Origin of the sequence: Pseudoalteromonas sp. SR45-6, assembly GCF_014163545.1 — a bacterium.
Lineage (GTDB): Bacteria > Pseudomonadota > Gammaproteobacteria > Enterobacterales > Alteromonadaceae > Pseudoalteromonas > Pseudoalteromonas rhizosphaerae.
Genome location: NZ_JACJDM010000069.1, coordinates 1 through 21,316 on the forward strand (window position 1 = coordinate 1; position 21,316 = coordinate 21,316).

20 protein-coding genes are annotated in these 21,316 nt (G+C 40.2%); 9 read left to right on the forward strand and 11 right to left on the reverse strand.

Annotation, left to right across the window (positions count from 1 at the left end):
• Positions 1-135: 135 nt before the first annotated feature.
• The 7 genes from H5158_RS20110 to nadK all read right to left on the reverse strand — a co-directional run bounded on the left by H5158_RS20110 (position 136) and on the right by nadK (position 6,435).
• Positions 136-765 (reverse strand): MAE_28990/MAE_18760 family HEPN-like nuclease, encoded by a 630-nt coding sequence (locus tag H5158_RS20110; protein ID WP_182740746.1) that lies wholly within the window; start codon positions 763-765, stop codon positions 136-138.
• 9 nt (positions 766-774) lie between these two features.
• A complete protein-coding gene (locus H5158_RS20115) occupies positions 775-1,845 on the reverse strand; it encodes a DUF262 domain-containing protein (protein ID WP_182740747.1) in 1,071 nt (356 codons plus the stop codon).
• A 362-nt stretch (positions 1,846-2,207) separates the two neighbouring features.
• On the reverse strand, positions 2,208-2,528 hold the full coding sequence (locus H5158_RS20120; RefSeq protein WP_145242196.1) for a hypothetical protein: 321 nt from the start codon (positions 2,526-2,528) through the stop codon (positions 2,208-2,210).
• A 103-nt stretch (positions 2,529-2,631) separates the two neighbouring features.
• Complete coding sequence (locus H5158_RS20125; protein ID WP_145242198.1) at positions 2,632-3,057, reverse strand: hypothetical protein; 426 nt, start codon at positions 3,055-3,057, stop codon at positions 2,632-2,634.
• 109 nt (positions 3,058-3,166) lie between these two features.
• Entirely contained in the window at positions 3,167-4,840 is a 1,674-nt protein-coding gene (gene recN / locus H5158_RS20130) for a DNA repair protein RecN (RefSeq protein ID WP_182740748.1), read from the reverse strand.
• A 92-nt stretch (positions 4,841-4,932) separates the two neighbouring features.
• Positions 4,933-5,472 (reverse strand): hypothetical protein, encoded by a 540-nt coding sequence (locus tag H5158_RS20135; RefSeq protein WP_145242202.1) that lies wholly within the window; start codon positions 5,470-5,472, stop codon positions 4,933-4,935.
• Positions 5,473-5,550: 78 nt separating this feature from the next.
• Positions 5,551-6,435 (reverse strand): NAD(+) kinase, encoded by an 885-nt coding sequence (nadK, locus tag H5158_RS20140; RefSeq protein ID WP_145242288.1) that lies wholly within the window; start codon positions 6,433-6,435, stop codon positions 5,551-5,553.
• Positions 6,436-6,535: 100 nt separating this feature from the next.
• Here nadK and H5158_RS20145 point away from each other — a divergent pair, with 100 nt between their 5' ends.
• Both H5158_RS20145 and grpE read left to right on the forward strand, forming a co-directional pair.
• On the forward strand, positions 6,536-7,501 hold the full coding sequence (locus tag H5158_RS20145) for an HrcA family transcriptional regulator (protein ID WP_149982721.1): 966 nt from the start codon (positions 6,536-6,538) through the stop codon (positions 7,499-7,501).
• Positions 7,502-7,559: 58 nt separating this feature from the next.
• On the forward strand, positions 7,560-8,168 hold the full coding sequence (gene grpE / locus H5158_RS20150) for a nucleotide exchange factor GrpE (protein WP_145242206.1): 609 nt from the start codon (positions 7,560-7,562) through the stop codon (positions 8,166-8,168).
• 27 nt (positions 8,169-8,195) lie between these two features.
• Here the strand turns inward: grpE and H5158_RS20155 are convergent, their stop codons facing one another.
• Complete coding sequence (locus H5158_RS20155; RefSeq protein ID WP_145242208.1) at positions 8,196-9,395, reverse strand: Bcr/CflA family efflux MFS transporter; 1,200 nt, start codon at positions 9,393-9,395, stop codon at positions 8,196-8,198.
• A gap of 192 nt (positions 9,396-9,587) precedes the next feature.
• On the opposite strand from H5158_RS20155, the gene H5158_RS20160 reads away from it, so the two are divergent.
• Positions 9,588-10,385: a M48 family metallopeptidase gene (locus H5158_RS20160; protein WP_145242210.1), complete on the forward strand. Its 798-nt coding sequence runs from the start codon at positions 9,588-9,590 to the stop codon at positions 10,383-10,385.
• Between the two features lie 71 nt (positions 10,386-10,456).
• On the opposite strand, the gene ald is transcribed toward H5158_RS20160, so the two are convergent.
• On the reverse strand, positions 10,457-11,578 hold the full coding sequence (gene ald, locus H5158_RS20165) for an alanine dehydrogenase (RefSeq protein ID WP_149982720.1): 1,122 nt from the start codon (positions 11,576-11,578) through the stop codon (positions 10,457-10,459).
• A 140-nt stretch (positions 11,579-11,718) separates the two neighbouring features.
• On the opposite strand from ald, the gene lrp reads away from it, so the two are divergent.
• The 6 genes from lrp (at position 11,719) to serS (ending at position 18,511) form a co-directional block, all read left to right on the forward strand.
• Entirely contained in the window at positions 11,719-12,198 is a 480-nt protein-coding gene (gene lrp / locus H5158_RS20170; protein WP_145242214.1) for a leucine-responsive transcriptional regulator Lrp, read from the forward strand.
• Between the two features lie 186 nt (positions 12,199-12,384).
• Positions 12,385-14,853, forward strand: a complete 2,469-nt coding sequence (locus tag H5158_RS20175) for a DNA translocase FtsK (protein WP_182740749.1) — start codon at positions 12,385-12,387, stop codon at positions 14,851-14,853.
• Positions 14,854-15,495, forward strand: coding sequence for an outer membrane lipoprotein chaperone LolA (gene lolA / locus H5158_RS20180; protein WP_149982719.1), 642 nt, complete (start codon positions 14,854-14,856; stop codon positions 15,493-15,495).
• The gene (locus H5158_RS20185; protein WP_182719386.1) at positions 15,488-16,831 is read left to right on the forward strand and encodes a replication-associated recombination protein A; all 1,344 of its coding nucleotides are present in this window, start codon (positions 15,488-15,490) and stop codon (positions 16,829-16,831) included. The genes lolA and H5158_RS20185 overlap by 8 nt, the downstream gene beginning before the upstream one ends.
• A gap of 10 nt (positions 16,832-16,841) precedes the next feature.
• Positions 16,842-17,204, forward strand: coding sequence for a fluoride efflux transporter CrcB (gene crcB / locus H5158_RS20190; RefSeq protein WP_392352509.1), 363 nt, complete (start codon positions 16,842-16,844; stop codon positions 17,202-17,204).
• 8 nt (positions 17,205-17,212) lie between these two features.
• The gene (gene serS / locus H5158_RS20195; RefSeq protein WP_145242225.1) at positions 17,213-18,511 is read left to right on the forward strand and encodes a serine--tRNA ligase; all 1,299 of its coding nucleotides are present in this window, start codon (positions 17,213-17,215) and stop codon (positions 18,509-18,511) included.
• A 213-nt stretch (positions 18,512-18,724) separates the two neighbouring features.
• On the opposite strand, the gene H5158_RS20200 is transcribed toward serS, so the two are convergent.
• Both H5158_RS20200 and H5158_RS20205 read right to left on the reverse strand, forming a co-directional pair.
• The gene (locus H5158_RS20200) at positions 18,725-19,777 is read right to left on the reverse strand and encodes an acyl-CoA desaturase (RefSeq protein ID WP_182740750.1); all 1,053 of its coding nucleotides are present in this window, start codon (positions 19,775-19,777) and stop codon (positions 18,725-18,727) included.
• Complete coding sequence (locus H5158_RS20205; RefSeq protein ID WP_182719392.1) at positions 19,774-20,817, reverse strand: flavin reductase family protein; 1,044 nt, start codon at positions 20,815-20,817, stop codon at positions 19,774-19,776. The genes H5158_RS20200 and H5158_RS20205 overlap by 4 nt, the downstream gene beginning before the upstream one ends.
• Positions 20,818-21,316 lie beyond the last annotated feature (499 nt).

Consider the following 21,316-nt stretch of genomic DNA (forward strand, 5'->3'; position numbering starts at 1 on the left):
AGGTTTAGTGTCATTGAGAGATATTTGGATCAATATTCATTACGGGAGATGAACCGCCCATTGCGGACCCGCATGATGGGTGGTGTGGGGGCTGGAGGTTAGAGACCTCCGGCTACCCGATTAGCGGCCAATAACTCAATGTACGAGATACCTTTTTTGCTCAAAATATTTATCTGTCAGTAAAATCATTTGATTTAATGAATCAAAAACAGCAGTTTTAATTACAGATAATTCTTTATGAGTGGAATCACGACAACATTCCTTAAACATAACTTCGCCATGTGCAATTTTGTTTCTCTTATTTTTAACTATGACCAGCTTTTCTTTATTTAAGCTTGTTATTTTTCCTATTCCATAACGCCCCATAATTTTGCTTAACTCTCTGGCATCAAGATTGCCAGAAAAAAGATTTATCTTTTTTGTTAGTTCCTCAAAATCAGGAAAAGCAAGAGAGTTACCAATAATCAAATCCAACGCTACTTGTTGTTTCTTTTTGCTCTCATTGAACATATAGCATTCAATATAAAGCTTTTTAAGTTGCTCTGACAATTCGCAATATTGGTGTCGAGAAACTTTCTCATGTACTCTCTCAAGTATTAGAACCGCTGTCGATTCAATCACATTGTAAAGGAGTATAATGAATGCTGATTTTAATATTGCTACTTTATTGACGCTCCCTGTTTCGTTAGAAATATCTTGGATATGATTAATTAAAATTTCAGCTTCCAGTCGCTTCTCTTCAAAATCATCTTTAATTGTATGCAAGGCTGTCACCTACCTATTAATTAACTGGCTTTTCACAAAATCTATGCGCTTATTAATTTTATCAGGGCTATGAGTACGATGCGTGCCAGAGATTAGGCGTTTGAAATTTTGATCTTTAAGCCATTCGCCTGCGTCCAGTTTGGATGTATTAAGAGTATTACCATTTTGGAGAGCTAGATGAACTCCAACAGAAATTGCTTCAAAGAAAATTCTTGTTATTGAATTGCCATTTTTCTTACGGAAGCCATTTTCAAAAACCTCATCCACAAACTCTAACATATCAGTGAATTGCTTCTTTTTAATTTCTCTTTCATCAGGAGTAAAAGTCTTATTTTTTTCTTCCATATATTCGTCGAGCATTACACCAATGCCTCGTCCATATGTTGGAAATTTGGGGTATGAATCCATTAATGCAAAAAACCTGAGAATTAATTCTTCATGTTCCTGTCTATTAAGTACACTTTTCCCTAATGGTGCAAGTTTAACTAACAGTTCATTTTTAGCACATTCTTTGTATATAAAGTCATTGAAAGTTCCTGGGTAGATGCCTTTCCTTTTTTCCATATTACGCAATAAATCACTACCACGATTTATTCGTTCAAACAGATCGTTTCTAACTTCTTCTGTTGCCGATTCAGAAAGAACGATCATTCTTATGGGTGTGTTTTTAATCTTTTTTTGACGAGATTTAGGCAAGTCTCCAAATGTTAAGTCATTTAGTTCGGTCAGTTTTTCAAGTCGGGTTAACTTTAGATCGTCTGAGATAAAAGCAGCTAATGTTCTGATTCTTTGTGAGCCATCTACAATTTCCAGTCGCCCTTGGGCATCTTCAGCCATAAAAACGATAGGTATTGGAAGCCCTAAAGTAATTGATTCTATTAGTCGTGATTGACGTACTTCATCCCATACAAAATCGCGTTGATATTCAGGGACAAATATATCGTTTTCTTCCGATTCAATATCGGTTAAATATTTTTGAACTAAGAACTCGATTGTAAATTCTCTTGTATCAAAATCTACAGTTTTCTTTTCATCTAATATTTGTTTTTCTATATCAGTTAACTTTTGTTCACTAAGCATGTTTACTCCATTTTGGTGGTTTATAACACACCAAAACGGCGTGTATTACATACCATGATAATTTCACCAATAATTACCTTTGTAAACAAGTAATTAAAACATCTAGAAATTAAGCATGTTATTTTGCCCCAAAACGGCGTTTAATAATGTTATTGGACAAAATTAGATTTCTACTCAAAACACAGGAATAAATTTAACTTTTTCAATGGCTGGTTCTCGCTCTAAGCCGTCATTCAGTTTTAATCATTCATCGTTGGGTTTCGTTGCTCTCAACCACAACCTAAGGTGATAAATTTAACGCCGAACTGTTTTGGCTTTTCCTAGCGCCTAGAACCTCCAGCCTAGTACCTTTCCTTTAATGCTTAATGACTAGCTTGCAGGCAATTAAGCCACTCATCGGGTTCAGCTAAAATAAACTCTAGATGATAATTTTCTTTGGTGGTTATTTTGATTCCAGCGGTGGTGATAGGGATTAAACCGCCGGCTTTAGCTGCGCATTTTTCGACATGGGAAATATTATTAAGTTTGATGGCATAACAACCTAAGTTAAGTTGTTTATTGAGGGCTTCAAAATGCAGCAGGTTATCAGTAAGAGTAAGGCGGCCATCAGCTTTAGCAACACCCAGTTGTAATGTTGCATAACAACGTTTTAGCTGGGTGATTTTAGATTGTGTAGCGCTCATTATTCATTCCATCGATTTTTTTATTTTATTGAGTGTATGTTGCTAAATTAAATGTGTCAATTATGTAAAGTAAATGTTTTTAATTGTTGTTTTAAACAATGCTTTACAGAAAGTTTTTAGCGCGGTGGTGCATTTTTTGTTGTTTATTAACAAGTACAAAAGCAGCTACGACTAATACCATTTGAGTGGCTAGCGCGCACAGCGTTAACATCAAATCCATACGGTTATCAGCGCGTTGCACTAAGCTTAATTCGATAAACCATGCTATGGCGAGCATTAAAACAAGTGAGCCATGTAAATAACGTTGCAGAGTTATTTTAAACTGAAGGTGCTTCCATTGACTAAATATAAGCAGCGCTAAGCTAATTAATGGGATCAAAAATAGGCTAATAAATGCAATGACTAAAAGTGGTTGCCATGTGCTATTTGTCAGTTGCGTGGTATTTATAAAGTAATCATTACAACCCGTTAAAAGTGTAAAACAAAAAAGAAGGCTAATTAATTTTATTGGCAATGTTGTTATCGTCATGATTTATATGTGTTCTATTGTTAGTTATTAAGCCTTGCTTTATATAAGTAAGGCTTAATAGATGGTTGTATTTAAAAATAGTCTAAACGTAGGTTTTGTTTTAGCTTAATTAAGCATGCGCCATAATTAACTCTTTTGCGTTAGCTTTGGCTGTTTTACTGATGTTATCACCACCAAGTAAACGGGCAATTTCATCAATACGGCCATGTTTACTGAGTGGCAACATTTGTGTAAAGGTTTCGCCATTGGCAATTTCTTTGGCCACAAAAAACTGCTGATGCCCCGAGCTGGCAACTTGCGGTAAATGGGTTACGCAGATAACTTGAGTTGATTTACCTAATTGACGTAAAAGCTTGCCTACAGCTGCTGCAGTTGGTCCAGAAATACCTACATCCACTTCATCAAAAATAAGCGTTGGCGTAGTGACTTTTTGCGCAATAATAACTTGTATCGCTAAACTTATACGCGACAGCTCACCGCCAGAGGCGACTTTAGACAGTGGTTGTAATGGCTGCCCGGGGTTGGTTGATACTAAAAACGCTACATTATCAAAACCTAGGCTGTTTGGTGCTTTTTCAGGTTGTGGTGTAAGGGCGATTTCAAACACACCATTTTCCATTGATAAATGCGCCATGCTTGCACTGATCAATGTATTTAATGTCTGCGCGGCCTCATGACGGCTTTCGCTAAGGGTTTGCGCAGCTTGCTGATAAGCTGCTAATGCTTGGTTAATTTCACCTTCAAGTTGCGTTAAACGGGTCGAGTTATTACTAATCGACTCAAGCTCTTGTGTGATACTTTGGTGAAACTCAACTAAGTCCTCTGGTTTAATATGGTGTTTACGTGATAAATCCATCGCACCACTTAATCGTGTTTCAACGTCGATTAGTCGGCTCGGATCAAGTTCAGCTTGCTCTGCATAATTACGAATTTCACGACTCGCTTCCTCAACTTGCACAGCCGCTTCTTCGAGTAAAGCAGCCACGCCAGCTAGGCTTTCATCAAACCCGGCAAGCTCAGCAAACTGCTGCGCGCTATGTTGTAATAGGGAACAGGCATTTTGCTCGTCATTTTCGTATAAGCTTTGTAGCTCACGTTGGCATGCTTCAATAATAGTTTGGCTGTGGCTGAGCTTATAATGCTCGGCTTCAATTTGCGAAAATTCATCTGGTTGTAAAGCAAACTCATCAAGCTCAGCTACTTGGTACTCTAATAATTGCTTTTGCGCTGCTTGTTGCAACTGGGCTTGTTCGAGCGCGGTAAATTCTTTTTGTAAGTTTTGGCAATTACGATAATGCTGGCGCACTGCTTCAACCAGAGGTTGATGACCTGCATAAGCGTCTAATAGCTGGAGTTGATGTTCGCTTTTAAGCAAATATTGGTGAGCATGTTGACCATGAATAGAGATCAAGTACTGACCGATTTCTTTTAGTTGGGCTGCAGTGACTGGGGTGCCATTAATATAACTTTTGCTGCGGCCATTTTTACACACCACACGACGAAGTAAGCACTCTTGCTCATCATTCGATAGCAAATGCTGTTCTAAAAACTGCTTAGCCAAGGGGAGGTTGGTTAAATCGAAGGTGGCGCATATTTCAGCGCGCTCAGTGCCTGGGCGAACAGCTGAGGCTTCGGCACGTTCACCCAAACATAAAGATAAGGCATCAATAGCAATAGATTTACCGGCACCTGTTTCACCCGTAATGGCTGTCATACCGCTTTGCCACTCGGTGCTTAAATTGCTTACAATTGCAAAATTTTTAATCTCTAACCCAGTTAACATACTGTTCATCCATCCAGTCAATTAACTGTTAATTTATACAGTGTTTTGGGTTTTTGCAAATTAATTTTTAATGTCGCTATCTAGTTTATTACTTACTCACTGGTTGATTTCTCAAAATTAGTTTCAGGATCAACAGGTTTGACATAATCTTCAGGATTCGCAGATAAATCATCAGTGCGTAAAACTTTAATCATGGATGGTAAAAGTTCATGGTAAAACGTTTTATTGTAAGCAACGCCGGCTATGGGTAACTCAGCCACAAAAAAATCTAAGCGTTCAGCTAGTGCATCTCGTTCACCTGTTACATAAGTTTTTGCCAACTCACTACTAATCGTGCTGATCAATGACTCGTTTATGCGTTCAAGATACAATAAGTTTTCGTCAGTATGAGGTTGTACGACAAAGAAATTACTGGCAATAACTTGTATTCTTGGGATGTATTTAGGACGAATTATTTTTGCGTCGCAGTACTCATTTAATTTTATTTTTAACTGTTGAGTTACTTCTTTAACGCGATTATTGAATAGCTTTTTTTGCGCTTCAAGCGCTTTTCGGCGATTATTTTCAATCACCAAATAGCTGCCAAGCAGCGTTATCAGTAATAATAAAGCAAAGAAAACAACATACGTCATTTCGGTTTGATTTCCCTTGAAAAGGTAATAAATGAATTCAGCTTATTTTGCTCTAAAGTCTGAATGAGCGCAATAAAATTAATATAAACGACTACCCCAGTTGAGCTTAGTGCGAAGTACATGATAGTAAGAGTAGTCTTTGGGGTGGATCAGGCGTAGTTTCTTATCTGCTTTTTTAATTATCACTTCATCGCCAGGCAATACAGCAAGCACCACATGACTATCGCAGCTGACTTGTAAGCTGTCGGTATTCTCTAAGCTGAGCTTTAAGCGTACTTCGTTATCGGCATCAACCACTAATGGTCGGCTTGATAATGTATGCGGAAACATCGGCACTAATGATATTGCATTTAGTTCTGGGGTCAAAATGGGCCCGCCACCCGACAGCGAATAGGCTGTTGAGCCCGTAGGGGTTGAGACAATTAAACCATCAGAGCGCTGAGAAAAAACAAAATCGTTATTAATGAAGGCTTCAAATTCAATCATGTGAGCGACTTTATCGGCATGTAAAACGGCTTCATTCACTGCTGAGTTAGCACTTTTTAATTCACCATGGCGATAAACTGCAACTTCTAATAAAAAGCGTTTTTCTTCAAGATATTGACCACTTAATACTTGTTCTAAACTAGCTTCAAAGCCTTCTGGGTTTAAATCTGTTAGAAAACCTAAATTGCCTCTGTTTACGCCTATAACAGCAACATCAAATCGGGCTAATACCCTTGCTGCGCCAAGCATATTACCATCGCCTCCGACCACAATAGCGAGATCGGCACGTTCGCCAAGCTCAACCAGTTTGACTAACTTTTCCTTGGGGACATTGGTTAATTGATGACCGGTTCTCTGCTCTAATAACACGTCAAATCCTAACGCATTTAAAAAAGTGTATAAGCGCTGTAAAGTTGCAGCTGCACCACTGTGATTTGGTTTGCCAATTAAACCTATGGTTTTAAACGGTGATTCCATGATAAACGCATCAATAGTATTAATATCAGTAGAGTAACTCAAAAGTGACAAGTTTGAAAATAACCTTGAAATAAACTCACTACGCCCCGATATCCCCAGTATGCAGCAAGATGTAGATACTATGAATTTAAACCCTCGAGATCAGCAAATATTTTCCGCCGTGATGAGCCTGTACTGTAATGGCGAAGGTCAACCTGTCGCGTCAAGCCGTATTGCCAAGCAAAAAGGTATGGCTGTGTGTTCTGCAACAGTTAGAAATGCGATGTCGCGCCTAGAAAAAATAGGCCTGCTGTATTCACCGCATACTTCTGCTGGACGGGTACCTACTAATGCCGGATTTGATTATTGGCTAAGTGAATTTTTCCCTCTGTCGCAGATTGCGCAATATTGGCAGCCTGCACAAGCGCAATTAGTCGAGATGGCGCATGGTATAAGCCAGCGTTATCAGGTATGTTGCTGCGTTGGTCTGCCACAAGTAAGTTCTCAACATGTTTTTAGAGTTGAAGTATTAGATTTTGACAGCAATGATTGGCTTATTTTACTGTTAGATAGAGCAGGGCAAAGCCATAACATTTGTATTCATAAGCCGGATGATGCGTCTGACATCGTACGTTATCAATTCGCTACTTGGCTTAATACTGTATTCAGTCAACAAACTTTAATGGAAGGCTTGTACCGTATGCAAGCAATGGCAAATACAGCACCACGAAATTGTCATGATTCGTTAAATCAATGGACCCGTGAGCTGAGCCATAAATTAGGCTCAGATAACAGTATCGTGGTCGGCGAAAATTATTTATATCGGCAAATTGATTGTGAACAAAGCTTAAATATTGGTGTCTCATTTTTGAACTTTGTAGAAGATAAGTTAGCTTTTAAAAATGGTGTGTCGGTTTTAAATACGTCACAATTGCCATTTACTGATTGTGACGAACTGATGGTGATCAGCGTGCCGTATTTTCAAAATCAAGAATATCAAAGTCGTTTTTGTGTAATTTGTCCTAAATCGGCGCAAATTGAAGCAATCATTCAAGAATTTAAATTAATCGAGTCATCTGGCTCTTGAATCTTTTGATTCAATCCCCATAATTACCGCAATTGAAAAGTATTGGAGCACTTAAATTATGTCTGAGCAGACAAAATCACCAGAGCAAGAAGTTGAATTAAACGAAGAATTAGAGCAAATGCAAGCAGACGTTGAAGCGGCTGTAGAAGCTGCTGACGCGCACGAAGGCGAAGAAGTTAGCCCTGAAGCTGAAATTGCTATGCTTTATGCTGAGCTTGAAGATGCGAAACAAACTATCGCAAACCAAAAAGATAGCGTAGTACGTGCCGCTGCAGACGTTGATAATATTCGTCGCCGTGCTGCACAAGATGTAGAAAAAGCGCATAAATTTGCACTTGAAAAGTTCGCTAACGAATTATTACCTGTTATTGATAATCTAGAACGTGCTATTGAGTTCTCAGACAAAGAAAACGAAACCTTAAAGCCATTGCTTGAAGGGATTGATATGACAGTTAAAAGCTTCAACGATGCGGTTGCAAAATTTGGTGTTGAAATTGTTAACCCACAAGGTGAGCAGTTTAATCCTGAATTCCACCAAGCAATGTCGATTCAACCAAGCAATGATGTAACACCTAACACTGTATTAGCAGTGATGCAAAAAGGGTATACATTAAATGGTCGTTTATTACGCCCTGCAATGGTGATGGTATCTAAAGCAGCTGAATAAATAAGTCGCTTAGTAAAAAAATGCCCGTTAACTACGGGCATTTTTTTTGTTTCTAGCTCGGTGCCAAAGCTGGGCTATTAGTGTTAATACTAATGCGCTGAACATTAAGCTTGAAAATGGTACCGCACTTTGTGCATGCATTAAGGCTAAAATTGGACCGACTAATGCACCGCTGCCAAAGCGCAATGTACCAATAACCGCCGTAGCGGTGCCAGAACGCTCTTCAAACTGCATTAAGATCAATGCATCAGCATTACTAGCGGTAACCCCTAAACTCATCATCAGAGGAGCAATAGCTGCAACAATAAAATACAGCGATAGGTGTAATATGCTAAATGTGAGTAGGGCACTGCCAGCTACAAAGCCGACCGCTAATCCATAATACAGCATTTTTCGTGAACCAATACGTGGTACTAGGCGGGTATTTAAAAAGTTACCAAACATTAGCGCCATGACATTGAAAGCAAATAAAACACCAAATAATTGTTCTGATACTTTAAAGTAATCAAGGTATACAAAGGGCACTGCGGTTAAAAAGCAAAAAAAGCCGAATGAGACAAACATTGAGCTGGCTATATCTGCTCGGGTATCTTTATTTTTAAATACGGTTTTATAGCTATCGAAAAATAGTGCAAAGCCTTTCATCGGGCTTTTGAAAATAGGGATATCGATTAAGTATATTTGTACCAAGGCTAAAATAACAAAGCTGTAACTAGCCAGTACTAAAAAGATTGTTTGCCAGTGAGATAAGCCCATGATCATTGATCCAACCGTTGGTGCGACTAAGGGCGCTACCATCATGATCATCGATACATACGACATTCCTTTAGCAGTATCTTGTTTATAAATATGACGAATTATCCCTGGCACCACAACGGTTGCTGCAGCACCTGTGAATGCTTGTACGCCCCGCAAAGCCCAAAATAGATGAATGTCATTACAAAAGGCCAATGCGACAGAGCTTAAGCCAAACAATGCTAAGCCGACCTTCGTTAACACGCGACGACCAATTTGATCTGCGATTGGGCCAAAAAATAGCATTCCCAGCGCATAGCCAGCTAAATATATGCTTAACGATATTTGTACATTAGGCATTGTGGTATTAAGGTCGTTAGCAATGACTAACATTGCCGGAAGATACATATCGATTGCCAGTGGCGTAATTGCAACAATACTGGCGAGTAAAGGTAATAGAATGCGTTTATTTAAAGAAACCGAGTCCTGCATGACTAACCCATTAAACAAAAAGAGGCTGCTATTGTAACAGCGACAATTAGTCTTGGGTACTTAGTTTGCATGCTAACTATCGCCTTTAACTGAAATATAACGCAACAGATGTTTTTACTGGCAGTCGATATATTCAATTGCAGGCTGGTTTGCTATTCTAAGAACAATTAAATTGTTAGTTAAGAGAATACAATGAAAAAATTAGTTTTGGCTGTGCTTGCCACCGCTGTATTAGCGGGTTGTAAAACATCACCAACAGGGCGTACGCAAATTGCGCTTTATTCTGATCAACAAATGAGTCAGATGGGTCAGCAAAGCTTTGCTGATATGAAAAAGAATCAAAAAATTAATAATAATCCTCAAGTAAATGCGTATGTAAAGTGCATTGCTGACGATGTGATTGCAGTATTACCGCAACAGTATGCAACTCAGGCGTGGGAAGTGGTGGTATTTGAAGACGATTCAGCTAACGCGTTTGCATTACCCGGTGGCTATATTGGTGTGCATACAGGGTTGTTAAAAGTGGCTGAAAATCAAGATCAGCTAGCAACCGTTATCGGGCACGAAGTAGGGCATGTAATTGCTGAGCACTCTAATGAACGCGTATCACAAAGTTCCTTGCTACAAACAGGTATGCAAGCGGGCAGTGCCGCACTTGAAATGGGCAATGTACAATATCGTAACGAAATTATGCAAGGTCTTGGTTTAGGTGCGCAGTACGGCGTTATTTTACCATTTAGTCGCTCTCATGAATCTGAGGCCGACCAAGTGGGTTTAGATTTAATGGCAAAAGCCGGATTTAATCCAAAAGAATCCGTAACACTTTGGCAGAATATGAGTAAAGCAGGCAGTGGTAATACACCTGAATTTATGTCTACTCACCCAGCACCTGCTAACCGCATTAAAGAGCTACAAGCAAAATTGCCACAAGCATTAAATGAGCAAAAAGCAGCAAAAGCGGCGGGTAAAAACCCACAATGTAAGCTGTAATAAACTTTTTTGGTGATATAAAAAAAGCCTGTGAACTGATGTTCACAGGCTTTTATTATTCTAAACGCTAGTTATGCGTTTTCAACAGCAGTACGTGGATCTACGTATGGCATGTTGAAGGCTTCAGCAACTTCTTTGTAAGTTACTTGGCCTTTGATCACGTTAAGACCTTTAAGGAAGTTAGCGTCATCTAGTAATGCTTTCTTATAACCTTTGTTTGCAAGGTTAATGATGAAAGGCAATGTTGCATTGTTAAGTGCGAAAGTAGATGTACGTGGTACAGCACCTGGCATGTTAGCAACACAGTAGTGAACAACGTCATCAACGATGAAGGTCGGATCAGCGTGAGTTGTTGCTTTAGACGTTGCGATACAACCACCTTGGTCAATTGCAACATCAACAATTGCAGAGCCAGGCTTCATTGCTTTAATGTGTTCAGCAGTAACTAGTTTAGGTGCAGCAGCACCAGGGATAAGTACGCCACCAATTACTAGGTCAGCTTCAAGTACATGCTTTTCAAGTGCATCAGCTGTTGAGTAAATCGCTTTAACTTTATTACCAAACTGAGCGTCAAGTGCGCGTAGTACGTCAATGTTACGATCAAGTACGACAACTTCAGCACCAAGGCCAACAGCCATTTGTGCTGCGCTACGACCAACCATGCCGCCGCCAATAACAACAACTTTAGCTGGCTCAACACCCGGTACGCCGCCAAGTAGCATGCCACGACCATGGTTTGATTTTTCAAGCGCTTGTGCACCAGCTTGAATAGACATACGACCAGCAACTTCACTCATAGGCGCAAGTAGTGGCAAACCACCGCGTGAATCAGTTACTGTTTCGTATGCGATACAAATTGCTTTGCTTTTGATTAGGTCTTCAGTTTGTGGAAGATCTGGTGCAAGGTGTAAGTAAGTGAAAAGAATTTGGTCTTCACGTAGCATTGCACGTTCAACGGCTTGTGGCTCTTTTACTTTTATAATCATCTCTGCTGTTGCGAAAACCTCAGCAGCAGTTGCTAGAATTTCTGCACCTGCCAGTGTGTAATCTTCGTTAGTGAAGCCAATGCCCATACCTGCATCAGATTCAACAAAAACTTGGTGGCCGTGGTTTACTAACTCACGAACACTAGCAGGGACCATACCTACACGGTATTCATGGTTTTTTATTTCTTTAGGTACACCGATAATCATAATATTGCCTTAATAGAACGGGATAAAATTTTTCACTATTATATTCATGTACTGGCAGTGTGTCTCACCTTTTTTAATCGGTATTCTAGTGATATAATCTGAAAACACCATTTAAACAGTACAAAAAACTAGTCGTTATTATGCATGAGTTATTAGACCGTATTGACCGTAAGATTTTAATAGAGCTACAGCACGATGGCCGAGTATCTAATGTTGAATTAGCTCGACGTGTGGGGCTCAGTGCAACGCCTTGTTTAGAGCGTGTAAAAAAGCTCGAACGCGAAGGTTACATCGTCGGTTATAAAGCCGTGGTTGACCCTGCTAAACTTGGGCAAGGTTTGTCGGTGTACGTCGAAGTGACAATCACTAAAACATCACCTGATGTGTTTGATGAATTTAGTGCTGCAGTTAAAAAGCATGATGAAATTATCGAATGCCATTTAGTCTCGGGTAACTTTGACTTTTTACTAAAAACCCGCGTAAATGATATGTCTGAATATCGTGGTGTATTAGGGGATATTCTGCTCAAGCTACCGAACGTTAGTGAAAGCCGTACCTATGTTGTTATGGAAGAAGTAAAAGGCGAGCAAGGGGTGATTATTCGCCCATATATCGGCTGAACTATGCGCTATTTTTTAGTAACGACTTAAGTTGTATTATTGATACATGCGCGATTAATAAAAACCTGTTCATAATCAGGCCATCATGGTTAAGATAAAGTGCAACAAAAAGTATTTCCTGCTAAGGTATTCCATTGCTAAGAATGAGTACAAAGAAGTACAAAGAAAAATGAGGAATAGCGAGTTATGCGCCTAAATGGTGTACAAAGACTATTAGAAACCGGTTTAATAATTAGCACCTTTGCCGCAATATTTATATTGTGTGCGCTGGTAAGCTTTGATCCTGCTGATCCGAGTTGGTCGCAAACAGGTTATGACAATGTAAGAAACATAACTGGAGCTGCAGGTGCGTGGATCGCCGATATTTTATTGCTGACATTTGGCTGGTTAGCTTATTTTGTGCCAGCTGCACTACAAATATTCGGCTACTTATTATTTAAGCAACCTCATAGAATATTTCAACTCGACTATACAACGTTATCGCTTAGAGTGATTGGTTTTGCATTATTTATCACTTCAGCAACGGCTATCAGTAGTATTAATTTTGATGATATTTATAATTTTTCATCCGGTGGGGTAGTCGGTGATGTGATAGCTTCAGCGATGATGCCTGCATTTAACTTTACCGGTACCTCGATTTTATTATTATGTTTCTTTTTTGCTGGATTAACATTATTAACAGGCGTGTCGTGGGTGCAATGTGTCGATTTTATTGGCGATTTGATCATGCGAGGTTATCGTTTTATTGCCCATCACTTAAAAGCATGGTTACAACGCGAACGCACTGCAAATACTGAAGTTGCAATTGAACAAGACCCTGTTAATGAGCAACAGACACGTAAAGAGACACCCGCCATTCGCTTTTCAGAACCAAAAGTGGATATTGATAGTGCGGTGTCAAATCAAGACTCTCATCCTGCATTTGATGATTTGGATGACATTCTGGATCAAGAAATTAATTTTAGCGCCATTGATGATGAACCAATGGACACTGCGGCTGCCTTAAATGCGCTTGATCAAAGCCATGTTACAGAGCCTGAAAAACCAGTTACTACTGTGGTTTCGCCAGCAAGACCAATGCCAAAACCAAAGAGTACCTATCAGCCTCCACCTACCGCAAAAGAAAAGTTTGAGCAGCTACTCGAAGAAAAGCCGCCAAGTACGCCATTGCCTACGCTTGATTTGTTAGATAGACCTGATAAAGCCAAAAACCCAATTTCACCAGAAGAGCTTGAAGCTGTATCGAGGTTAGTTGAAACTAAACTCCTTGATTTTAACGTTCAAGCTACGGTTGTTGCCGTATACCCTGGACCTGTTGTAACCCGTTTTGAGCTTGATTTAGCGCCGGGTATTAAAGTTTCTAAAATTACTGGTCTTGCTAAAGATTTAGCCCGCTCGCTATCAGCGGTTAGTGTCCGAGTGGTTGAAGTTATTCCGGGTAAAACCTATGTAGGGATTGAATTACCTAATAAACACCGCGAAATAGTGCGGTTATCAGAAGTAATCGACGCGCCAAAATTTGAGCAAAATCCATCGCCACTGACTATGGTCTTAGGTAAAGATATTGCCGGTGAACCAATCTGTGCTGATTTGGGTAAAATGCCGCATTTACTGGTGGCAGGTACCACAGGTTCAGGTAAGTCAGTGGGCGTTAATGTAATGATATTAAGCTTACTGTACAAATCAGGCCCTGATGATGTGCGTATGATCATGATTGACCCGAAAATGTTGGAACTTTCTGTTTACGAAGGTATCCCACATTTACTGTGTGAAGTGGTCACCGATATGAAAGAAGCTGCCAATGCGCTGCGTTGGTGTGTAGGTGAGATGGAACGTCGTTATAAGTTAATGTCGGCGTTAGGTGTTCGTAACTTAAAAGGTTACAACCAAAAGGTATTGGATGCGAAAGAGGCGGGTTACCCGATTCTCGATCCATTATTTAAAGATACTGATGGTATGAAAGAAGGACCAGACGAGTTAGGTAAGTTACCGAGTATCGTGGTGGTGATTGACGAATTTGCTGACATGATGATGATTGTTGGTAAAAAAGTTGAAGAGCTAATTGCCCGTATTGCGCAAAAAGCCCGAGCGGCAGGTATTCATTTAATACTAGCAACACAGCGCCCATCGGTTGATGTAATTACTGGTTTAATTAAAGCGAATATCCCAACGCGAATGGCGTTTCAGGTATCAAGTAAAATTGACTCGCGTACCATCTTAGATCAACAAGGCGCAGAAAACCTGCTAGGTATGGGTGATATGCTCTATTTACCGCCGGGCACCAGCGTACCGATACGTGTACATGGCGCGTTTGTTGATGACCATGAAGTACATGCGGTGGTGAATGACTGGAAAGCACGTGCAAAACCAAATTATATAGACGAAATTTTAAATGGTGACGCCACTGAGGATATTTTATTGCCAGGCGAAGCCAGTGAAAACGCGGATGAAGAATCAGATCCGCTTTATGATGAAGCCGTGTCATTTGTTGTTGAAACAGGCAAAGTGTCAGTTTCAAGTGTGCAGCGAAAATTACGTGTTGGTTACAACCGTGCCGCACGTTTAGTTGAACAAATGGAAACATCGGGTATTGTAAGCGCACCAGGTCATAACGGTGCCCGTGATGTATTAGTGCCCAATGGTGGAGCAAATTAAATGAAACAAATTAAATATTTAGCCTTAGCAATTAGCTGTTTTTTATCAGCATCAGTATTTGCAAGTGACAGTGCAACGGATGACAGCCAAGCATTACAAGATAAACTGGCCGGTTTAAAGAGTTTTCAAGCGCAATTTGCGCAGCAAGTTAATGACGACCAAGGCCAATCAATTATGCAAGGTGAAGGTACTATCGCCTTGCAACAGCCAATGATGATCCGTTGGCAACAAGCGAGCCCTGATGACACGTTATTTGTATCAAATGGCGATAAAACCTATTACTTCGACAGCTTTGCTGAGCAAGTAACGATTATGAATACTCACAGTTTGATTGATTCAACACCGTTTGTATTACTTACCTCCAAAGATCCGGCGCAATGGCAAAAGTACCAAGTACACGCCACGGATACTGGGTTCAGTGTTACACCTAATAAAGGCGTTGAAAGCCAAGTTGAACAGCTGGATATTGTGTTTGCAGCAGATAAAGTAGGCTTAGCATCATTACTGGTTAAAGACAGCTCAGGGCAATCATCTACGTTTACTTTTAGCGACACTAAAGTAAATCAAAGCCTTGCTACTTCAACCTTTGAGTTTAGTATTCCAGAAGGCGTTGAAATAGACGATCAAAGTCAAGGTGAGTAATTTAGGCTTTAATTTTGGCCCCGATGTGCGCCCACTTGCGGCGCGCATGCGACCAACCAGTTTAGATCAGTATATTGGCCAGCAACATCTATTAAGCCGAGATAAGCCTCTCTATCAAGCTATTTTAGCAGGGCGTTGCCACAGTCTTATTTTGTGGGGGCCGCCGGGCGTTGGTAAAACGACCTTAGCGCAAATTATTGCCAACCATGCCGATGCGGCGCTGATTCAAATGTCGGCGGTAACGGCAGGCATTAAAGACATTCGTGATGCGGTGAGTGAAGCGCGTACTAACCTTGAAGGTCTTGGCCAACGTACCTTACTGTTTGTTGACGAAGTACATCGTTTTAATAAATCTCAGCAAGATGCGTTTTTACCACATATAGAGGATGGTACCTTTATTTTTGTTGGTGCCACCACCGAGAATCCCTCGTTTGCACTAAACAATGCGATTTTATCGCGAGCACGAGTATATGTCCTAAAATCGCTGCAAGACACTGATTTACATCTTGTTATTGAGCGAGCGCTTGCAAGCGATGATGAACTGAAAAATAAAACGGTGGTACTTGCACAAAATGCTAAACAAGCGTTGTGCCAAGCCAGTGATGGCGATGCTCGTAAAGTGCTTAATTTACTTGAGCAGGCGATTGATTTAACCGTAGAGCAAAACGGTCAATACTTAGTTGATGAGCACGTACTCAGTCAAGTATTGCCAACGCATTTAGCCAAGTATGACAAAGGGGGTGATGAATTTTACGATTTGATCTCAGCCTTTCATAAGTCAGTTCGAGGTAGCTCCCCAGATGGTGCTTTGTATTGGTATTGTCGTATTTTAGCCGGTGGCGGCGATCCGCTGTATGTTGCAAGGCGGTTACTCGCCATCGCCACTGAAGATATTGGTAATGCTGATCCGCGTGCCATGGAAGTGGCCCTCAATGCATGGGATATATTTCAGCGAGTTGGACCAAGTGAAGGCGAGCGTGCAATTGCACAAGCTACGATTTACCTAGCTAGCGCACCGAAGAGTAATGCGGTGTACGCGGCGTTTAATCAAGCCAAGGCGGATGCGCAGAACGAGCCTAGCTATCCGGTGCCAGAGCATTTACGTAATGCACCAACTAACTTAATGAAAGACTTAGGCTATGGTGCTGAGTATCGCTATGCGCACAATGAAGAAGGCGCCTATGCTGCAGGAGAAAAGTACTTTCCAGAGCAGATAGCCGATAAGCAATATTACTTTCCAACGGATCGTGGCTTAGAACAAAAAATAAAGCAAAAGCTCGACTATTTGAAAGAGCGCGATCATCACAGTGACATAAAACGCTATGACAAGCCTTAAGATATATCTCATGATTGCCGCAGGAGGAGCCTCAGGTGCCTGTTTACGGTTTTTTATTAGTGAAACCATGCTAAAACTACTTGGTAGGGGATTCCCTTTTGGCACGTTGACGGTTAATATTCTTGGTTCATTGTTGATGGGCGTATTATACGGTTTGATAGAGCGCGAAATTATCACCGTTAGCCCCGCTAAAACCCTTATAGGGATTGGCTTTCTAGGTGCTTTGACCACCTTCTCGACATTTTCAATGGATTCGTTGTTGTTATTGCAACAAGGTCACTTTTTTAAAATGGCCCTTAATATCACCTTAAATGTGGTGGTGTGTATTTTTATGGCTTGGCTGGGCCTTCAGCTGGTAATGCAAAAAGGTTAAAAACTAACATGTTAGATTCTAAATTATTACGTCAAGATCTCGAGCAAACAGCTGCGCGTCTAGCAGCACGTGGTTACGAGCTAGATACTGCGACTGTCAGCGCACTTGAAGAAAAACGCAAAACATTACAAGTAAAAACACAAGAATTACAAAGTGAGCGTAACAGTAGCTCCAAAGCGATTGGCCAAGCTAAAGCTAAAGGCGAAGATGCACAACCATTGTTAGATGCAGTAAGCAACTTAGGCGCGCAACTTGATAGTGTTAAAGCTGAGCAAGACGCTATTTTAGAAGAGCTCAAGCAAATTTCTTTAGCTATCCCCAATTTACCTGATGAATCAGTACCAGCGGGCGCTGACGAATCTGACAACGTTGAGATTTCAACCTGGGGCGAGCCTAAAAAGTATGATTTTGCAGTAAAAGATCATGTAGACTTAGGACAAGATCTAAACGGCCTTGATTTTGAAATGGGCGTTAAAATTACCGGTTCACGCTTTACTGTAATGCGCGGCGCAATGGCCCGCATGCACCGCGCACTAGTGCAATTTATGCTAGACACGCATACAGATAAAAACGGTTATACAGAAATGTACGTACCGTATTTAGTAAACCGCGACAGTTTATACGGTACAGGCCAATTACCTAAGTTTGCAGAAGACTTATTCCACACTAAAGGTCTTGTAAATGATGACGGTGAAGAGCAAGAAGGTTTTAGCTTAATTCCTACTGCAGAGGTACCACTGACAAACAGCGCGCGTGACGAAATTTACGACGAAAAAGATTTACCAATTCGTTTAACTGCCCACACTCCGTGTTTTAGAAGTGAAGCTGGCAGTTATGGCCGTGATACTCGTGGCCTTATTCGTCAGCACCAGTTCGATAAAGTTGAGCTAGTACAGCTGGTAAAACCAGAAGATTCAATGCAAGCATTGGAAGAGCTAACAGGTCACGCAGAGCAAATATTACAAGCACTAGAGCTACCATACCGTAAAGTAATTTTATGTATGGGTGACATGGGCTTTGGCTCAGCAAAAACCTACGATTTAGAAGTATGGTTACCAGCGCAAGATACCTACCGTGAAATCTCATCATGTTCAAACATGGTTGATTTCCAAGCGCGCCGTATGCAAGCACGTTTTCGTCGCGCGGGTGAGAAGAAGCCAGAGTTACTGCATACACTCAATGGCTCAGGCCTAGCAGTAGGACGTACTTTAGTGGCTATCTTAGAAAACTACCAACAAGCGGATGGTTCAGTAGTCGTGCCTGAAGTACTTCGTTCATATATGAACGGCCTTGAAGTAATTAAATAAGCTTTAGAGCTGTAAGCTTTAAGAAGAGAAGCCGCTGTTTGTAATGAACAGTGGCTTTTTTGTAAGTTCAATTTATAGGTGCAAGGTTAAAGGCGAGCGAAAAAGTTAGTTAACTTGAACTTTGGTTAAGAGATTTACTCAGATACTTATTTAAAGTATTAATATTATTTTTATTCTCCTAAGCTCAGGTTAGTTATCTAGGGTGATTAAAAATCATTTAAAAGAGTAACGTAAAATGCGTTTTAATACCGACGTATATTGCTTAAAAAATCCACCTGTGTTGTAAGCAATACCATGTTTTTTTAGTACGGCTTGCACCTTAGGAGCAACTTCTTGATAGCGCGATGATGGCATGTCAGGAAATAAATGGTGCTCTATTTGACAGCTCAAATGCCCCGTTAATATATGAAACCAATTAGCGCCGTTAATATTTGATGAACCTAAAACTTGGCGATAATACCACTGACCTTGAGTTTCATTTACGCAGTCTTGCTCGTTAAAGGTTTTAGTTTCTTCGGTAAAGTGACCACAAAAGATGATGGTTGATGTCCACAAATTACGAATTAAATTAGCAAGAAAATTACCAGCTAAAACCCACAAAAATAATGGACCAGCTAATAGCGGGAATAACGCGTAATCTTTAATTAACTGGCGCGCACCTTTACTAAAAAAGCGTCGTTTTAACATCGCGTGAGACACGTCAGTTTCGCGGCTTTCTTTCTTTTTACCCATAAATACACGCTCAGCTGCCAGCTCATGGTATGACACACCCCATTGAAACAATACAGTTAAGTTTATATAGGTAATAAACTGCCATATATTTTTCAAACGCCATTTAAAGTCATTACTCAAGCGTAGCAAACCATACCCAAAGTCACGGTCTTTACCAATAATATTGGTGCAGGTATGATGCTCAAAGTTATGCACGCGGTGCCAGCTTTGGCCATCACATGCTATGTCCCATTCATAGTGTTGGGAGTTAAGTTGTTTGTCGTTCATCCAGTCGTATTGGCCATGCATGACATTGTGACCAATTTCCATATTATCAAGGATTTTAGCTAATGCGAGTAGCAATACTCCCGCAACCCATAGCAATGGTTGAATAAACCCAAGCATTAATAGAATACGTCCGCTCCATTCACATAGGCGCTGTTTACGTACAATAGAGCGAATATAGTCGGCATCTTTTTGACCCACTTTATCAAGCGTCTGCATTTTTATAGCATCTAATTCGCTTGCTAGTTGCTCATAGTTAATAGTTTTCATAATTGTAACTCCAAATCACTAACAGGTTGGCTGACACACAGTTGAATGAGCTGTTCGCCGTTATCTGATAGTTCACCAGTTTTTAAATTACGTACCACGCCAGACTTTTTAATACATTGACACTGATGACAAATTCCAATGCCACAGCCGCGTTTTACTGGCAGCTGTTTTGCTTCAAACTGTGTTAGTAGCACATCAGTATTTGTTACAACATGTGCATGGTTATTAATTTTAACATTAAGTTGGCCTGCGTTATGGGTGCTTGGCAGGGCTAAACCGAACGCTTCTTGGTTATAATTTAATGCGTGTTTTTTAGCAAAATCACTGACCGTTTGCATAAAGGTTAAAGGACCACAACAATAAACATCAGGTTTTTCTGCGAGGTTAATATGGCTGGTAATCTGATTTGATTGTTCGCGGGTTAATAATAAAAATGAAAAGTGCTTAAATCGCAGAGCCAATTCGCTAAGTTCATCAACACATTGATGTTCAGACGTTTTTGCGTAATACACTAATATGACATTGGTGGATATTTGGCCAAGATGTTCGTCAAGCATAGCGAGTATTGGCGTGATACCAGAACCTCCCGCGATAAAAGTGACTGGTGCGCCAGTGTTTTTAAATATAAATTCACCACTTGGCGCGGTGATACTACACCACGAACCAGCTTGCAGTGTTTCTTTAAGTAAACCAGTAAAGCGCCCGAGTGCATTTGTTTTAATTAGTAAGCGCACAAGCCCAGTGTTTTTAAATTGTTGAGCGCTTGAAACAATAGTAAAAACACGCGTTAATAACCGCCCATTTATTTCAACTGTTAAGCTAATATGCTGTCCAGCAATGTGAACAGGCCATTGTTTACTTGGCTTAAGTTGAATACTTAAATATTCACCCTTGTGTGATTCTGTATGGATCACTTGTGCTCTAAATTGGCCTGCACGCCATGCAGGTTTAAATACCTGCATAATTGGTTCTATATAACCTGCAAAACTTTGATGGTGTAAAAACCATTTTGAAAATTGGTCTAATGCCTGCGTAAACATCGTCATTACATCTCTTTCTAAACCGAGTGCTTATTGGCCTGTGTTTTCTTTATTTAAGGGTAAGCACTGAAATAATTACTTTAATAATTTGAGCGTACACCTGTAAGTTCAAATTTCAGCGCACAAGTGTACCTTGAAATTTTTGATTTTCAATACGTATAGAGTAATTATTCTATTGTTTTTATTTGTAACTTACGTAAGGCACGTTAAATTGCGGAATATAAAATGATAAGCATAGAATTATTTAAAGCTTCAACTATCTGATTTTTAGTATTTATATTTCATGTGGTTATAGAGGCACTTTTAGGCTGCAAACTTATCAACCTGCAATGGTAACCAAATAATCATAATGTTAAAGCGAGCCATGAATATCTGTTGCATTCAACCTTTTTTCACCTTGTGATTATTTTTCAAAATGGTTTAATACGGCTAACCATATTCTTTTAATAAAGCTTTGGTTATTTGGACTTTTTAGGTTTACGCGACAGCAAATCACACG

Coding starts and splice junctions, on each gene's coding strand:
- H5158_RS20160 (WP_145242210.1), top strand. CDS start 9,588: ATGAAAAAATTAGTTTTGGCTGTGCTTGCCACCGCTGTATTAGCGGGT.
- H5158_RS20125 (WP_145242198.1), bottom strand. CDS start 3,057: ATGACGATAACAACATTGCCAATAAAATTAATTAGCCTTCTTTTTTGT.
- H5158_RS20145 (WP_149982721.1), top strand. CDS start 6,536: ATGCAGCAAGATGTAGATACTATGAATTTAAACCCTCGAGATCAGCAA.
- H5158_RS20200 (WP_182740750.1), bottom strand. CDS start 19,777: ATGAAAACTATTAACTATGAGCAACTAGCAAGCGAATTAGATGCTATA.
- ald (WP_149982720.1), bottom strand. CDS start 11,578: ATGATTATCGGTGTACCTAAAGAAATAAAAAACCATGAATACCGTGTA.
- H5158_RS20120 (WP_145242196.1), bottom strand. CDS start 2,528: ATGAGCGCTACACAATCTAAAATCACCCAGCTAAAACGTTGTTATGCA.
- lolA (WP_149982719.1), top strand. CDS start 14,854: ATGAAACAAATTAAATATTTAGCCTTAGCAATTAGCTGTTTTTTATCA.
- nadK (WP_145242288.1), bottom strand. CDS start 6,435: ATGGAATCACCGTTTAAAACCATAGGTTTAATTGGCAAACCAAATCAC.
- H5158_RS20115 (WP_182740747.1), bottom strand. CDS start 1,845: ATGCTTAGTGAACAAAAGTTAACTGATATAGAAAAACAAATATTAGAT.
- grpE (WP_145242206.1), top strand. CDS start 7,560: ATGTCTGAGCAGACAAAATCACCAGAGCAAGAAGTTGAATTAAACGAA.
- H5158_RS20175 (WP_182740749.1), top strand. CDS start 12,385: ATGCGCCTAAATGGTGTACAAAGACTATTAGAAACCGGTTTAATAATT.
- crcB (WP_392352509.1), top strand. CDS start 16,842: ATGATTGCCGCAGGAGGAGCCTCAGGTGCCTGTTTACGGTTTTTTATT.
- H5158_RS20155 (WP_145242208.1), bottom strand. CDS start 9,395: ATGCAGGACTCGGTTTCTTTAAATAAACGCATTCTATTACCTTTACTC.
- lrp (WP_145242214.1), top strand. CDS start 11,719: ATGCATGAGTTATTAGACCGTATTGACCGTAAGATTTTAATAGAGCTA.
- recN (WP_182740748.1), bottom strand. CDS start 4,840: ATGTTAACTGGGTTAGAGATTAAAAATTTTGCAATTGTAAGCAATTTA.
- serS (WP_145242225.1), top strand. CDS start 17,213: ATGTTAGATTCTAAATTATTACGTCAAGATCTCGAGCAAACAGCTGCG.
- H5158_RS20205 (WP_182719392.1), bottom strand. CDS start 20,817: ATGTTTACGCAGGCATTAGACCAATTTTCAAAATGGTTTTTACACCAT.
- H5158_RS20135 (WP_145242202.1), bottom strand. CDS start 5,472: ATGACGTATGTTGTTTTCTTTGCTTTATTATTACTGATAACGCTGCTT.